Consider the following 15,493-nt stretch of genomic DNA (forward strand, 5'->3'; position numbering starts at 1 on the left):
AGAAATAGTTGCGGTATAAAACAGAACGATTTCGTATATTTAATAAGCTGAAAATGATCCTTTAAGCCACTTTTGGCTGTTGACTTTAAAAAAACATACAATGCAAATTTTGTATCCCTTGATTATTTGAATGTGTTTAACATCGATTTGATTCTATGTCAGATCTTAAAAACATACTGTTTTTACTTTTCATTTTGATCTTGGTTAGTTCTGTAAGAGGACAGGAAATTGCAGATTCTTCCAAAAACGATGGCTGGTTTAATTATATGCAGGTTTCGTACTTACATGGTCATCATACCGATTTTGAGGGATACCGGCAATTGCTCGAAGGCAACTTCCATGGAGTTGGATTTCGTTTAGGGAAACAATCAACCGGACGACAGGCCTGGCAGGTAGTTCATGCTTATCCAAAGTATGGCATAGGGTTTTCTATCTATGATCTTGGCACCGAGAATGTTGATGAATTGTTTGGGAAACCGGTTTCTTATTATCTTTTTTACAGTGAACCGATTTTGTCTGTTTCGGAAAAATTTCGGTTAAACGCCGATTTAGAGATTGGCTTAGCAACGGCCTTTCATAAGTACGATCCCGATAATAATCCTGAACAAAATATAATTGCCGCAAAAACCAACCTGCATGCGAACATGTCGCTCGAATTGTATTACTTGTTAACCGAGCGAATAGATGTGGCAATGGGAATTTCGTTTCTTCATTTTAGCTGCGGACGGATGGCAACACCACAGAAAGGAATTAACATGTTGGGATTTAATTTGAGTTCAACTTATCATTACAACTCTCCCCGATACAAGCAGTTTGCCGAAAAACCTTATCGTCGTCCGGCATTAATAAAGCGTGAAAAACCTGAATTTAAGCCTTATTCCGAAATAAGCATTATGGCAGCCATCGGTAATGTGCAAGCCGAACCAGGCGACTGGAAACACAAAAATGGCGATATGGACAGCACCCAAAATGTGGGACCGCGTTATTTTACAAACAGTGTTACCGTTGATTATGCCTACCAGTTTAATCATAAACTAAAAATAATGGGTGGTGTCGATTTCTTCTACGATCGTTCAGTGGAAAATTATTATGGTACAACCAGTCCCGATGCATTAAACTTTAATGATAAAGCCTTTTACGGAGCACATGCAGGCTTACAATATGTAGTGGGTAAAATTGCCTTAATGTTTAATTACGGAAGGTACATTTACAAGCCCTTCGAGGAGAGAGGCAAATGGTATATGCGCGCCGGAGGAAGGTTTGAGATTTTACCAAAACTGGATGCTCAGATCTCCTTAAAAACCCGTGACGAACGTGTTGCCGACTGGATAGAGTGGGGGCTGGTGTATAAATACAGAAAAAGATGAAACAATCAATCCATTTGTTTTCAATAAAAACTCTACTTCTATTTTGTCGATTTATACTTCGATTATCCATTTAATACTACTTGTGAACCACTTTGTCGGAATTTAATAGATAAGTTCCTTAACATATTCTTCTTTTGAGGAACTATTAATTCTAATTTTATTGCGATGAAGAAATTACTAACCTTATTACCTCTTTACTTGATTGTTCTTGTTAGCAATGCCCTGCAACTTGAGAAATTCCCTGAAGTACCGTGGCGGGCAATTGTTGATATGCACGGAAAAGCACATTTCACGGAATGGACCGAAGATATTGAGATTAAACTTTTTGGAAATTATACTACTGTTGATTCGATTATAATTGAAAATTCAATGACTGAATTAAATGCATTGACAGAAACCATTCAATTAAAATTCTCAAACCGCGATAGGGGAAATCTTGAGATATATTTTTTAGACAGTATAAACAACAGGGATTATAAGAATATAATAACACTTGATAAAGATGGGGATGACCGATGGAGTTACAGTACTTTGCAGGATAATTACAAATTGTTCTCTCAGGCTATTAATATTAATCTGGTACCACTTCCAAAACGGCAAAATTACTTGACCAATACTTTAGCTTTTGCTTTGTTTCCGGTTTTTTGGAATGATGCCGAATATCTTGAATATCAGAATCGAGACAAAAAAGTAGAGGAAAGCATTTATCGGGCTCTTTCCATAGGAAACCGTAAAAGATTATATTTCGAAGACTTGCATGAATTTGATAAAAAATTGTTGAGTGAAGTATATTCCGCTGATTTTCAGAAGAAACTTGCAATGGCAACCGAGCAATTTAAACCTTTTATTTCCATTCCTAAATGGTTGAGAGATAACTCCTATGCCTTTCTTTTGCTTCCATTTGGTGTTTTATTACTTCTCTTAACAATGTTCTATTTATGGTTGATAAAAAAGACAAAACGCATTTCTTCTAATAATTTTCTACAGTTCAACATACATGGACTTATTGCAGTTGTTTTATTGGCTATCGTTGGTGCGCTCTATTTTTCTGTGGGTTTTGCCATTAAATATGATAATTTTACCTTTTATCGATATATAAAGAATCTTATTGCTGGGTTTTTTATGTTATCCGTGATGGGCCTACCCGCTGTCAACCTATTAAGGCTGGTTGAGAAACTTATTCATAAAAATACGCATAGAAAAACTTTAAAAATAGTGCTGATATTTTTGTCGACCGGATTAATTCCCTTTAGTGCATTTTTAGCGATGTTTTTGTACAGTATACGAAACAGACCACATGAGATTTTGCAATCCGACATTAGAACTTTATCGTACGTATTTCTTGGTTGTATTTTCGTTGCCTCATTGCGTGCTTTAATCAGCTATTTCATTTTCAAAGAGAAAGACTTAATTTTTGAATCAGAAACCAAACTTTCAAAATTACGCGAGCTAAAAACCAAGGCCGAATTAAATGCTTTACATTCAAGAGTAAATCCGCATTTTTTGTATAATTCATTAAACTCGATTGCCGGGCTGGCACACTCAAATGCCGATCAAACCGAACACATGGCGCTGTCCTTATCAAAGTTATTCCGGTACTCGATTAACAAAGAAAAATCGGACTGGACAACCATTAACGAAGAACTGGAAATGGTAAAAATTTACCTCGATGTGGAAAAAGTACGTTTTAACGATCGGCTGGTTTATTCGGTGGTAATTCCTGACGAATTGAAAGAACAGAAAATTCCACGCTTTATCATTCAACCGCTGGTTGAGAATGCAGTAAAACACGGCATCTCAAAATCAGTTGAAGGAGGAAATATAAAAGTTGAAATACAAAAAGATAAAAAGGGCATTGTAATTTCGGTTGCCGATTCGGGCAGGGAATTCCCAAAGGATTTGACACCGGGATTTGGTTTGCAAAGTATTTACGATAAACTCGAGATTTTATACAACGACCGTTTTGAATTGAGTTTCACCAACTCGCCAATAAAACAAGTAAGCCTTAAACTGAGATAAATGGAACGTTTTACAACCTTAATAATTGATGACGAGCAAATTGCCCGCGAGCGTTTGAAAAGACTTCTGCCAGAATTTGAGCCTGTTTTTCAGTTGATTGGCGAAGCCAAAAATGGAGAAGAAGGACTGGCAATGGTTGAGCATTTGAAACCTGATCTGATTTTTCTTGATATTCAAATGCCGGGGAAAACAGGCTTTGAAATGTTGCAGGAGATGAATCATTTACCGATTATTATTTTTTGTACCGCCTACGAAGAATATGCCTTAAAAGCATTCAATACCGTTGCACTCGATTACCTGGTGAAACCAGTTGAAAAAGAACGGTTAAAATTAACGGTTGAAAAGCTCGGTACGAAACAAGTAACTGGAAGCAGTAAACAAATAAAAGAGTTGCTCGAACTTATTCAACAGCAATCGAAACCCAAAACAATTCACTCTATTCCCCATAAAATTGGCGACCGCGTAATTCTTATAAAGCCTGAACAGATTACGCATTTTGTGGCCAACGAAAAGTATGTTGATTTTTACACAAAAGATGGCAAAAAATACATTAGCGACATCAGCCTTAAAAAGCTGGAAGATACATTACCCGGTAATTTTACTCGTATACAACGCAGTACCATTGTTAATGTGGAGCATATAAAAGAATTCCGGAAATATTTTCGAGGTAAATATGTGCTGGTTATCGATGATGTGAAGGCCACCAAGATTGAAACCGGGCGCTCGTATGCACAAAAGATACTGCAGTTAATTCAAATCGAATAATTTGCAGGGGAGGATGTATACTGGAACAAAACCATGTTTTTGTCGCAATCCGTCATTAGACATAATCAAAAGAATGTTAGCTAAATTTGAATTTTCTGTTTAAATCGCTACATTTAATTCCAAAATCGCAATGTACATTCTTCAAATTTCCAATATCATAAAATAACCACTCACTAAAGTATTTTTTCATTAAAACCTTTAAAAATGAACACACCTTTAAAAACCTTGTTAACAGCCTTAATTGTATTGATTCTTACAGGCTTTTGTTTTGCCCAAACCCAAAAATCAATTCCTGATAAACTACACGGATTTTGGCACTTCGATGTGGAAGAAAAAGGATACTGGGATGGAATCCTGGTTGGAGAAAATTATGTTGAATTTTTCTACCAGCTTTATTCGCTCACCGACATTAACCAGACACCGGATGGTTCATTTCAATTCAGTCTGGTTTCGGAGGGAGGAGAGAAGAAGGAAGTTACCATTTCAAATATTGATAACAACCAGGCTCTGTTCGAATTTTCAGGAGATGGACCTAAACAATGTACCCTATTAGATTTTCCTACCGATACCAAGCGGCTTACTTTCGATGAGTTACCTGCTCCTCTATTTAAAAAATGGACGACAGGGGATGGTAAGATTGCTTTTTACCTGCACGAAAATAACCAGCTTCGTTATAAAAACAAAAACTGGGAAGTAATCTGGGCAGGGTATTATCTCGATAAAGAATACCGGATGCTGATTAAGAACGACGATTTGTACAAACTCATTTATTTGAATAACATTTCGGAAAAAAGCCTGCGTTTTGTAAGCAATTTACAAGAAGAATTGTACGAACCTCTGGCCGATAATCCTGAGATTTATAAAATACTGGGCAACTGGGCCGATCCTTACGATAACAAATGGCGCTTTGGTTTTTTTGAAGACTTTGTAATCTTCGATGGTGAAGTTTATCCTTGTAAATCGTTTGATTACAAGCGCAACAAATTTCGCTTTGTTTTGGAAAAGGGAAATGAGCAAATTAACCTGCAGCTGGCGTTAAGCGACAGCTCAAACTGTAAAGTTACCCTCAACGAATCAGAGCCGATTACCCTGTTTAAGTGCGGGAAAACTTTGCCGGCCTATACAACAGCCGATACCCGAAAATTTAAAGATACCGGTTTCAGCAAAGCCGACACGGTTACCATTCGGGGATACCTGCGTCATAATCCTTTTGATAAACCTTTTAGTGTGACTATCCACGATCCGATAAAAGATGACCAGGTGGAGTTTTATGGCGATGTTGACGAAAACGGTTTTTTTACCCTGAAGTTCTCCTTGTTAAATACTACACAGGTATTTCTCGACTGGGGACGGATGACCAAAATGGATGTGGTGGAGCCGGGCGAAAGTTATTTTCTGTTTTATGATCTAAACAATAAACAGCATTTAATTGCCGGAGACAACGAACGTTTTCACAATGAGTTTGCTAGTTACGATGTTTATTATTCCAACCCTAGAATGACTCGTGAAGAATACGAACGCATACAAAAATTACCTCAATTGGAATACCTGGAAATCCAGAAGAAAGAACTCAAGGATAGTTACACGCATTTGGATAATTTCATTGAAAACAATCCTGCAGTATCCGACCGCTTTAAATATTTCTATAAAAATTATTACCGTTTTCAGACAGGAGGCAATCTAATGCAACGCTTTTTTACCCTTGACCGCAGGGCAGAAGAGAAGTTTCCGGAAACGTTTCTGAGCTATGTAAACGATACGCTGTATCAAAACAATCCACCGCAACCCTGTACACTGGTTCGCGATTTCTTCACATTTACGCGGGATCGCATCAATTATGAGCAATATAAGTTGGGAAGAAACTCCTGGTCGATAAAGCAAACTGATGCATTGTATTATATGGACGAAAAGGGCTTGATTACATTAACAGAAGAGCAGAAAATTGCCATCCCGGAATTGAACAAACAGTTGGATACGCTAATTGCGCTGAGCCGGGCAAAGGCAGATTCGCTGCAACTGGCAGCTGCCTTTGAAAAGTACAATAGTGTTGGAAAACCGATTATTGAACTTTTTGAAAAAGAACCGGTAAAAAGCTTTCTTGCCAACGACTGGCGCGATATTGCGTCCGAAATGATAGACAGTAAGCGGTATAAGAGTATGCTCGAAATTTGCGACCAGCTAATTACCGATGCCATTATAAAAGATGTTTTTGAAGCTCAGCTATTTTACCAGTATATCGACCATCAGCGATCAGCTTTACCGGAGTATATGAAGACAATGCTTAACGAATGTGTCACTAACGACCTGCTTAAAGCTGATATTAACAAACAGGATCAATACTACAATGATTTAGGTAAGCAGGATATTCTTTATGTTGAAAGCCTGAAAAATACCGACCACCTGAAAGATGCCAGCGATGCCGATTCGCTATTTGCTGCTTTAACTTCGCCTTATCGCGGAAAAGTGATTTACATCGATTTTTGGGGAAGCTGGTGCGGGCCTTGTAAAGATCAAATGAGATACGTTCGCGAAGTGAAAGAAGCTCTTAAAGATAAAGATGTAATATTTATGTACTTCGCCAATGGTTCGCCCGAGCAAGCCTGGAAAAACATTATTAAAGAAAACCACCTGTCGGGCGAGAATGCCGTTCACTACCGTTTACCCGAGCAACAACAATCAATGCTCGAACGACGGCTTTCGGTAAATTCCTTTCCAACTTATATATTAATGGATACCGAAGGAAATATTGTTAATATGAAAGCTCCGCGGCCTCAGCAAAAAGAACAATTAGTGAAAGAAATTAGCCAATTACTTTAATCGATAAATTCATTCAATAAAATGAGATCTAAAATAATACTCTCCTTAATCGTGATTTTGCTTGCCGCTGTAGTTGTCGGCAACAGTATTTACGGCAACAAATTAGCCAAAGAAATAGATGCCGAATTAAAAGCAAAAATTGCAGATAATGAACTTCCTGTAACTATTGATTATGCCAAAGTAAAGGTTAATCCACTTTTTTCGAAAGTGAAGATCCTTGGTGTTTCAGTAGCTAACCCGGATGGTGAGGAAAGGTTTAAATGCGAAATGTTCGATATTGATATTCCGTATAAAGAGGCGCAACGCTGGCTGGAGAGTACAGAATTCGAGGAGATTCACTCGGTGAAAATTAAGCTTGTTAAACCTGAATTTAGTGGGGAAGAGGCAATCGCCTTTGTTACTTTCAATAATCTGGTTATTGATTTTGATGGTCAGCTCACCAAAGCGGATTTCGAAAACCTGAAGACACGTTTCCCCGAAAAGAAGCAGGAATTGGTATTGTCGTTTTCGGGAATGCGCGTGAAATTACCTGAGAACATGTATTCTAATCCTCCAGTTTCGCAATTGCTCGAACAGTTTTCCAATGTTGATGCAGGAAGCTATGCGCTGGTTTATAATCCCGACTCAAAAGAAATTGATATTCAGAATTTTTCAATTGAATCGCCTGTAATCACCTATAAAGGCCATACTACCATTAAATATGAAGGTAAGGGATTAGAAGATTTTAAGCCTGAAAGCGCCTATATGGAAAGTAGTTTAAAGCTTGAACCAAAGAATTTTGAATGGGAAGATGAGAACGGCGGAAAGGGAGAATTTCAGCTGGATAAATTAGTTTTTCATAATAAATCAACCGTAACATTCAACAAGCAAAATTTTCCGCAGGGAGATATGACTTTAGAGCTTGTAAACCTCAAGGTTCGCTACGATAATGCCAACAACAACACGGGAAAATCGATGATGAATTTTTCACTTGATGATTTGGATGTGGATCGATTAAATATAAACTACCACCTCGACGAAGAGAAATTGAGCATTTCCGATAGCAGAATTGAAAGTTCACTATTAGATGCCGAACTCTATGCCGATGTTGATGTAACAGCATCAAATCTGTTAAATTCAAGTATAAATGAAGCGAAACTTACCGTAAAAAACCTGGCACCTGATCTGGAAAAGATGGTGAATGGTCTGGAACAACAATTGGGGAAAGAACTGCCACGCGAGAACGAAGCAATAGTTTTGGAGCTGAGTGGAAAACTGGCTCGGCCAACGATAAAAGGTTTCGAATTTTAGCGTATTTGAACGCTGTTATTTTCTGAATAATAGGAAGTTTTCAAGGAGTATGTTGCTTTTAGAAAACAAAAGTCAAAGCATAAAAAAAGTCCTGCCACCGGCAGGACTTTTCTTTTAAGCAATATAATAACTAAGCTAGTTTTACATTTACCGCGTTCAGACCTTTACGGCCTTCTTCCAAATCAAAAGTTACTTCGTCATTTTCCTGAATTTCATCTTTACATCCGCTTACATGTACGAAATACTCTTTTGTTGCTTCTGAATCTTTAATGAATCCAAATCCTTTGGAATCGTTAAAGAATTTTACTGTTCCTTTATTCATATTCTTTAAAAAAATTAATGGGTGCAAGCTACAACTAATTTTACAATAAATCGCAAAATTTATTTAAAGCATGGTTTTTTAGGCAAATCTCTCAAGTAATTGTTATGTGAATTTGCTTTATTTTATCCTGTACTATTGGCATCCTTTATACACAAATACAAGAAATGAGCGATTTTGATCACCTCCAGAAATTCGGCGCATTATAGGGTACCTTTTCAATGCTTTGCCGCAATTACGCCGATTTTGTAGGATCATTAACCCCGGGCGACACTCACCCCGAATGTTCGGGGTCGTTCTGCCCGGGGCTGAATGATTAAGAACTTTCAGCCCTGCAATTGGCAAAACTTGTTTTCGAGATTTGAAAAAACAGCACTGAAAGTGCGTTGTATTTTAGCCCAGACCAGAGTAATTCAAAGAATTACGGCGGCCTGGGTTACAATAGTATGATGTACCTCTTCCGGCGAAGAAGGCTGATCGAAACTGAACAATTGTTCCGGACGTAAATAGAGCAGAACCTCGCAAAGATGTGTATAAAGGGTAGGTACTATTGGAGAATGAATTTGTTTTCTGACGGTACATATGAAATAGAAAAGCCACCCCGTTTGCGCCGATTTACAAACGGTGTGCATCTCGGAAGCTTTGAGAATTTGAAATATACGGATTTTTCAGCTTTAGGGCTGAGGTCTGAATTGCAGATTCGAACCAGCGGTGAAATGAGGGTTAGAAAAAAGCCACTGTCCGTCAGGAAAGTGGCTTTGAAATATCTAAATACTTTTATACTCAGTACTCAATACTATTTACGATCCAAAGTCGTCGAACAATACGTTTTCGTTCGGAACGCCAAGATCATAAAGCATTTTCTGAACAGCGTCGTTCATCATTGGCGGGCCACACATGTAGAAGTCAATTTCTTCAGGTTCTTCATGCTGGCTCAGGTAATTATCGTATATCACCTGGTGAACAAATCCCGATTTATAACTTACTCCAGCTTCATCGGCTGCCGGATCAGGACGGTCGAGTGCCAGGTAGAACGTAAAGTTCGGGAAGTTCTTCTCAATTTCACGGAACTGATCGTAGTAAAATACCTCTTTCCATGAACGAGCTCCGTACCAGAATGTAACTTTCTTTTTACTTTCTTTTAAGGTGTGGAACAGGTGGAACAAATGCGAACGCATTGGCGCCATACCGGCACCACCACCAACAAACATCATTTCGCTGTCGTTGTCTTTCAGGAAGAATTCTCCGTAAGGGCCAGAAACCGTTACTTTATCGCCCGGTTTAAGGTTGAAGATGTACGAAGAACATATACCAGGATTGACTTTCTTAAATGAATTGGCAGCACGGTCCCATGGCGGAGTTGCAATACGGATATTCAGCATTACAATGTTACCCTCGGCAGGGTGGTTAGCCATAGAATATGCACGGAATGTTGGTTCCGGGTTTTTCATTTTCAGGTCGAACATGCCAAATTTTTCCCACTCGTCGCGGAATTTCTCATCGATGTCCATGTCTTTAAAATCAACGTCTATTTTAGGTACGTCAATCTGGATATATCCACCTGATTTGAAATCGAGGTTTTCACCTTCCGGCAATTTAACCACAAATTCCTTGATAAAAGTAGCCACGTTTTTGTTCGATACCACTTCGCATTCCCACTTCTTAACCCCAAGTACTTCCTGTGGAATTTTAATTTGCAGGTCTTCTTTTACTTTCACCTGACAAGCCAATCGCCAGTTTTCGTTCTGTTCTTTACGGGTAAAGAAACCGGTTTCGGTAGGAAGAATAGAACCTCCACCTTCTTCAACCTGGCAACGACACATGGCACAGGTACCACCACCACCACATGCTGATGGCAGCAGGATTTTGTTGTTACCAAGTGTTGATAGCAGGGTATTTCCGGGCTCAGTTTCCACTTCCAGGTCGCCACCGTTGATGCTCACCTTTACAGTTCCGGAAGGAGTAAGTTTCTTCTTCACGTAAAGTAACATGGCCACCAACAGTATAACAACGCCCAGGAACACGATCACACTGGCCAGAATTACAGTAGTTTGAGCTGATAATAAGATCATTATTCACTGATTTTTTTCGATTCTACAATTTTATTCCCATGAAACCCATAAAGGCCATACCCATTAAACCGGTAACGATAAACGTAATACCAAGTCCACGAAGCGGCGCAGGTACATTGGAATATTCAATTTTTTCGCGGATAGCGGCAATACCTACAATTGCGAGGAACCAGCCAACACCCGAACCTAAACCGTAAACAGTAGCTTCGCCAATGTTTACAAAGGCTTTTTGCTGCATAAACAGCGAGCCACCTAAGATGGCACAGTTTACTGCGATTAATGGCAGGAAAATACCCAGCTGGTTGTACAGTACCGGAGCAAATTTTTCAACTACCATTTCTACCAATTGCACCATTGATGCAATAACGGCAATGAACATGATAAACGAAAGGAAGCTCAGGTCAACATCGGCGAGCGATGGGCTTAACCATGCAAGGGCGCCTTCTTTTAATACGTAATTCTCGAGCAGGTAATCCACCGGAACCGTAATTCCCAGTACGAAAATAACAGCGATTCCAAGTCCGGCAGCAGTACTCACTTTTTTCGAAACAGCCAGGTACGAACACATGCCTAAGAAGTAGGCAAATACCATGTTTTCGATGAAAATCGACTTAACAAATATATTTATTAGATTTTCCATGATGATCTGTTTTCTACGGATTAGTCTTCAATTAATTTACGGTTACGGCTACGCTGTACCCAGATGATGATTCCTACCGTGATCAAAGCCATCGGGGGAAGGATCATCATACCGTTGTTGGCATAAAAACCACCGTTGGTAATGTACCAGCTTTCCGGAATAAGTTTGAATCCGAATATTGAACCCGATCCAAGTAATTCGCGGAAGAAACCTACGATAATAAGAATAACTGCATAACCGGCGCCGTTACCAATTCCGTCGAGGAACGACTGCCAGGGTTTATTTCCAAGCGCAAAAGCTTCAAGGCGACCCATGATAATACAGTTAGTAATAATCAGACCTACGAATACTGAAAGCTGCTTGCTTACATCGTAAACATAAGCTTTAAGAACCTGGTCGACCAAGATTACCAGAGAAGCAATTACAACGAGTTGCACGATAATTCTGATTCGGTTTGGTACAGTATTTCTTAATAAGGAAATAATTACGTTAGCAAATGCTAAAACCGCCATTACCGAGATCGACATTACCACAGCAGGCTTTAGCTGAGCTGTTACTGCCAGCGCCGAACAAATACCAAGCACCTGAACGGTGATCGGGTTGCTGCTGTTCAGCGGATCAGATAACAGCTTTAAATTTTTCTTTGAAAATAATGGTTCGCTCATCGCTTAAGATTTTTTCTTTTTTAAGAATTCTTCATATCTGGTAAAGTCGTCAAGAAGCATTTGCTCCAATCCCTTGCTGGTAATTGTACCACCCGAGATACCGTCAACTTTATGCTCTGCCGGTGCATCTTGTCCAACTTTGGCAACAATTATTGAATACAAAGTACCTTTGTCATCAAATAATTTCTTTCCGATAAATTGTTTTTCAAAAGGCACGGTAGATATTTCTGCTCCTAAACCGGGAGTTTCACCTTCGTGGTCGAAATTGGCACCGTAAATGGTGTTCATGTCATCATTCAACGAAATATAGCCCCAGATAGGTCCCCAAAGACCTGTTCCGCGAACGGGAAGAACATATTTTAATCCTTCGTCGGTTTTACATTCGAAAACCGGAAGATGCATTTCTGCATTGCTTTTTGCATGCTCTTTTTTCAGATCGATATTAAAGGCATCGCCTTCAACTTTATCGCCTTTTGTATTGATTACATACTGACTTACGATTTTCTCGCTGTAAATTTCGTCAGCATTTTCGGCTGTACTGGCAATGTTAACCGAAGCCAGGATACTCTGCTTTTTCTCTATCTCTTTGTTCCTGACCTGCTGTGGCTTAAGTGCCATTGAAACCGAGGCCAGAATTGCCGCAACAAGAGTTACCATTATTGCTGCGTATAAAACTGTATATGTATTACCGTTTCTGTTCATGATGTTTATATTTAAGCAGTTTGACCTTTAACGGTAGCACGTTTTAGTCTACGTTTAATATGAGCTCCTACCACATAGTGATCGATTAGCGGAGCAAAGGTGTTCATCAACAGAATTGCCAACATCATTCCCTCAGGATATGCAGGATTGATCACACGGATAAGAACAGCAATAATACCAATCAGGAAACCATAGATCCACTTTCCTTTCACGGTTTGTGCTGCCGAAACAGGATCGGTTGCCATAAAGATGGCTCCAAACATAAATCCGCCTAAAATAAGGTGATGCCAGAATGGAATTCCGAAGAATACCTGGTTGGCTTCAGAAAGTGCCGGGCTGCCTGCAAAGAAGTTAAGGATAAGTCCCATAACTGCACCGCCGGCAATGGTTGACAACATAATTCTCCAGCTTCCGATACCGGTAATTATTAAGATTACAGCACCGATCAAAAGTGCCAATGTTGATGTTTCGCCAATCGATCCGGGAATTAATCCGAAGAAAGCATCAGCAGCAGTGTAAGTGATACTACCGGATGCAGCATCTCCGAGCGGAGTAGCGCATGTAATCGCATCGGTTGCCTGACTGCCTGAAGCCACCCAAACTTTAATACCCGACATTTGAGCAGGATATGCAAAGAATAGGAATGCACGTGCAACGAGTGCCGGGTTCCAGATGTTCATTCCGGTTCCACCAAAAACCTCTTTACCGATAATTACAGCGAAAGCTGTAGCAACAGCGATCATCCATAGCGGCGTTTCGATTGGCATTACCAATGGAATTAGCATTCCTGATACCAGGAAGCCTTCCTGAATCTCGTGGCCTCGTATTTGGGCAAACACAAATTCGATACCCAAGCCAACACCATAAGAAACTACTACGATTGGTAATACTTTAAGCAGCCCAAACAGAAACAACTGGAAGAAACCGGTTGATGCCAGTTCTCCGATCGCTTTGTAATGCTGATAGCCTGTGTTGTACATTCCGAAAAGGAGTGCAGGCACAAGTGCCAGTACAACAAGACCCATCGTACGTTTCAAATCGATGTAATCGTGAATGTGCGTACCTGATTTTGAAGTGTTCTTCTGTACAAAGAACAATGTGAAGAAACCATCGTGTACTGAATGCAACCAATGAAACTTGGCGCCCTTCTGTACGTAGGGTTTCGTATTTTCAAAAATGTTTTTTATAAAATTCATCTTTAAAAGACTAAATTGATTACTTGTAAAAATTAACCAAGCTCTTTAATCATGGTATTGATTCCTTCGCGAAGGATTTTTTGTACTTCGATCTTCGAAGTACAAGCATATTCGCAAAGGGCAAGATCCTCTTCAATAACTTCGTAGATACCCAGTTGTTCCATTTTGTCGATGTCGTTCACCAAAACTGCTTTCAGCAGGTGAACCGGCAAAATATCCATTGGTACATACTTTTCGTATTGTTCTGTTACCACGAAAGCACGTTCTCCACCATGAAGGTTCGCGTTAAGCTTGTATTCCTTTTTGGGGAACAGTTTGCCCAAAAACGCTTTTGAAGCACTGAATTTACCAAAACCGGGATCGGCCCAGCCCATAAATTCATATTCGTCGCCTTCAGGAATAACCGATACCAATGAATCGTAATATCCGAGGAAAGTATTGGTGTTTACTTTAGTTCCGGTAAGTACGTTTCCGCTAATGATACGCTGGTTGTAATCAGCCTCAACCAATTTGTTATTTATTAAGGAAGCGACAGGTGCTCCTAAAACGGTTTGGTAATATTTTGGCGCTTTTACCTCTGACCCGGCAAGTGCAACGGTTTTGGTGAAATCTACTTCACCTGTTTCAAATAACCGGCCAATAAGTACAACATCCTGTACATTGATTGTCCACACTACATCGCCTTTGTTAATTGGCTTGGTATTGGCAATCTGGATACCTACATTTCCGGCAGGGTGTGGACCTTCGAAGGTGTTCTCTACCACATTCTTGATTCCGCTAAATGCAGAACCCGAATTTACTCCCAGATTTACTTTCCCGTCGGTTAATCGAGCCAATGCATTCACACCGGTCTGGAATGTATCCATTTGGCCTTCGAGTACAAAATTGTAATCCGGAGCCAACGGAGCAGTGTCGAATGTTGAAATATAGATCGATCCGGGTTTCTCAGTCGGAGAGGCAATTACTCCGTACGGACGTCGTTTGATAAATGGCCAAAGACCACTTTTCAGGATCTGCTCTTTCACCTCGTCTTCCGACAAACCGGCCGGATCAGCTTTTTTAAACTGAAGTTTTCCAGCACTTTCGTTTGTCTCGATAACTATTTCCAAAACCTTACGACGTTCGCCACGGTTAATAGAAAGTACTTTTCCGCCAACTGGGGCAGTGAAGACAATTTCTGGGTGGTATTTGTCGTAGAATAAGGCATCACCGGCTTTTACTTCGGCTTCAGCTTTTACACTTAATTTTGGAGTTAGTCCCGGGAAATCGGTTGGTTTCAGAGCTACTGTTGCCGGAATCGGCAATTTTTCGAGTACCTTCTCGGCACTTCCTTTCAGCTTAATATTCAGCCCTTTTTTTAACCTAATCACTTCTGACATATTGAATTAAGACTAATATTGATTTCAGGTGTGCAAAAGTAATAATTAATTGCTCTTTCACAATGATAAAGATTAAAGACTTAATATATAAATATAGTAGAATGTGTAGATGTTAAGTGCCATGAAAAACCTTTCAATTTATAAGGCCTTGATTTATTGAATAAAATATTCGCTTTCTCAGATTAATTTAACAATTTTGACGTTATTTTAGAAAGGTTATAAATTGCTATCCGGCAAATGATTGCCGTTGCACTGACAAACA

12 protein-coding genes are annotated in these 15,493 nt (G+C 39.5%); 5 read left to right on the top strand and 7 right to left on the bottom strand.

Annotation, left to right across the window (positions count from 1 at the left end; genetic code table 11):
* Positions 1-155: 155 nt before the first annotated feature.
* The 5 genes from HFD85_RS17000 to HFD85_RS17020 all read left to right on the top strand — a co-directional run bounded on the left by HFD85_RS17000 (position 156) and on the right by HFD85_RS17020 (position 8,258).
* Positions 156-1,367 (top strand): acyloxyacyl hydrolase, encoded by a 1,212-nt coding sequence (locus HFD85_RS17000; protein ID WP_167612610.1) that lies wholly within the window; start codon positions 156-158, stop codon positions 1,365-1,367.
* A 165-nt stretch (positions 1,368-1,532) separates the two neighbouring features.
* Entirely contained in the window at positions 1,533-3,386 is a 1,854-nt protein-coding gene (locus tag HFD85_RS17005; protein ID WP_167612612.1) for a sensor histidine kinase, read from the top strand.
* Positions 3,387-4,151, top strand: a complete 765-nt coding sequence (locus HFD85_RS17010; RefSeq protein WP_167612614.1) for a LytR/AlgR family response regulator transcription factor — start codon at positions 3,387-3,389, stop codon at positions 4,149-4,151.
* 204 nt (positions 4,152-4,355) lie between these two features.
* Positions 4,356-6,968 carry a TlpA family protein disulfide reductase gene (locus HFD85_RS17015; protein WP_167612616.1) on the top strand — a complete coding sequence of 871 codons (2,613 nt, stop codon included), beginning with the start codon at positions 4,356-4,358 and terminating at the stop codon, positions 6,966-6,968.
* A 21-nt stretch (positions 6,969-6,989) separates the two neighbouring features.
* On the top strand, positions 6,990-8,258 hold the full coding sequence (locus HFD85_RS17020) for a hypothetical protein (RefSeq protein WP_167612618.1): 1,269 nt from the start codon (positions 6,990-6,992) through the stop codon (positions 8,256-8,258).
* Between the two features lie 130 nt (positions 8,259-8,388).
* Here HFD85_RS17020 and HFD85_RS17025 read toward each other — a convergent pair whose 3' ends face one another.
* The 7 genes from HFD85_RS17025 to HFD85_RS17055 form a co-directional block, all read right to left on the bottom strand.
* On the bottom strand, positions 8,389-8,580 hold the full coding sequence (locus HFD85_RS17025; protein ID WP_167612620.1) for a cold-shock protein: 192 nt from the start codon (positions 8,578-8,580) through the stop codon (positions 8,389-8,391).
* A gap of 797 nt (positions 8,581-9,377) precedes the next feature.
* Positions 9,378-10,649, bottom strand: coding sequence for an NADH:ubiquinone reductase (Na(+)-transporting) subunit F (nqrF, locus tag HFD85_RS17030; protein WP_167612622.1), 1,272 nt, complete (start codon positions 10,647-10,649; stop codon positions 9,378-9,380).
* Between the two features lie 22 nt (positions 10,650-10,671).
* On the bottom strand, positions 10,672-11,289 hold the full coding sequence (gene nqrE / locus HFD85_RS17035; RefSeq protein ID WP_167612624.1) for an NADH:ubiquinone reductase (Na(+)-transporting) subunit E: 618 nt from the start codon (positions 11,287-11,289) through the stop codon (positions 10,672-10,674).
* Between the two features lie 20 nt (positions 11,290-11,309).
* Positions 11,310-11,954, bottom strand: a complete 645-nt coding sequence (locus HFD85_RS17040) for an NADH:ubiquinone reductase (Na(+)-transporting) subunit D (RefSeq protein ID WP_167612626.1) — start codon at positions 11,952-11,954, stop codon at positions 11,310-11,312.
* Between the two features lie 3 nt (positions 11,955-11,957).
* Entirely contained in the window at positions 11,958-12,656 is a 699-nt protein-coding gene (gene nqrC / locus HFD85_RS17045) for an NADH:ubiquinone reductase (Na(+)-transporting) subunit C (protein ID WP_167612628.1), read from the bottom strand.
* An 11-nt stretch (positions 12,657-12,667) separates the two neighbouring features.
* A complete protein-coding gene (locus tag HFD85_RS17050; RefSeq protein WP_167612630.1) occupies positions 12,668-13,852 on the bottom strand; it encodes an NADH:ubiquinone reductase (Na(+)-transporting) subunit B in 1,185 nt (394 codons plus the stop codon).
* Between the two features lie 32 nt (positions 13,853-13,884).
* On the bottom strand, positions 13,885-15,231 hold the full coding sequence (locus HFD85_RS17055) for a Na(+)-translocating NADH-quinone reductase subunit A (protein ID WP_167612632.1): 1,347 nt from the start codon (positions 15,229-15,231) through the stop codon (positions 13,885-13,887).
* Positions 15,232-15,493 lie beyond the last annotated feature (262 nt).

The sequence above is a fragment of the Maribellus sediminis genome (genome assembly GCF_011799805.1).
GTDB classification, from domain to species: domain Bacteria; phylum Bacteroidota; class Bacteroidia; order Bacteroidales; family Prolixibacteraceae; genus Draconibacterium; species Draconibacterium sediminis_A.

Excerpts from the sequence above, each read along its gene's own strand:
- nqrC (WP_167612628.1), bottom strand. The coding sequence starts at position 12,656 with ATGAACAGAAACGGTAATACATATACAGTTTTATACGCAGCAATAATG.
- nqrE (WP_167612624.1), bottom strand. The coding sequence starts at position 11,289 with ATGGAAAATCTAATAAATATATTTGTTAAGTCGATTTTCATCGAAAAC.
- HFD85_RS17015 (WP_167612616.1), top strand. The coding sequence starts at position 4,356 with ATGAACACACCTTTAAAAACCTTGTTAACAGCCTTAATTGTATTGATT.
- nqrF (WP_167612622.1), bottom strand. The coding sequence starts at position 10,649 with ATGATCTTATTATCAGCTCAAACTACTGTAATTCTGGCCAGTGTGATC.
- HFD85_RS17055 (WP_167612632.1), bottom strand. The coding sequence starts at position 15,231 with ATGTCAGAAGTGATTAGGTTAAAAAAAGGGCTGAATATTAAGCTGAAA.
- HFD85_RS17050 (WP_167612630.1), bottom strand. The coding sequence starts at position 13,852 with ATGAATTTTATAAAAAACATTTTTGAAAATACGAAACCCTACGTACAG.
- HFD85_RS17020 (WP_167612618.1), top strand. The coding sequence starts at position 6,990 with ATGAGATCTAAAATAATACTCTCCTTAATCGTGATTTTGCTTGCCGCT.
- HFD85_RS17000 (WP_167612610.1), top strand. The coding sequence starts at position 156 with ATGTCAGATCTTAAAAACATACTGTTTTTACTTTTCATTTTGATCTTG.
- HFD85_RS17025 (WP_167612620.1), bottom strand. The coding sequence starts at position 8,580 with ATGAATAAAGGAACAGTAAAATTCTTTAACGATTCCAAAGGATTTGGA.
- HFD85_RS17010 (WP_167612614.1), top strand. The coding sequence starts at position 3,387 with ATGGAACGTTTTACAACCTTAATAATTGATGACGAGCAAATTGCCCGC.
- HFD85_RS17040 (WP_167612626.1), bottom strand. The coding sequence starts at position 11,954 with ATGAGCGAACCATTATTTTCAAAGAAAAATTTAAAGCTGTTATCTGAT.
- HFD85_RS17005 (WP_167612612.1), top strand. The coding sequence starts at position 1,533 with ATGAAGAAATTACTAACCTTATTACCTCTTTACTTGATTGTTCTTGTT.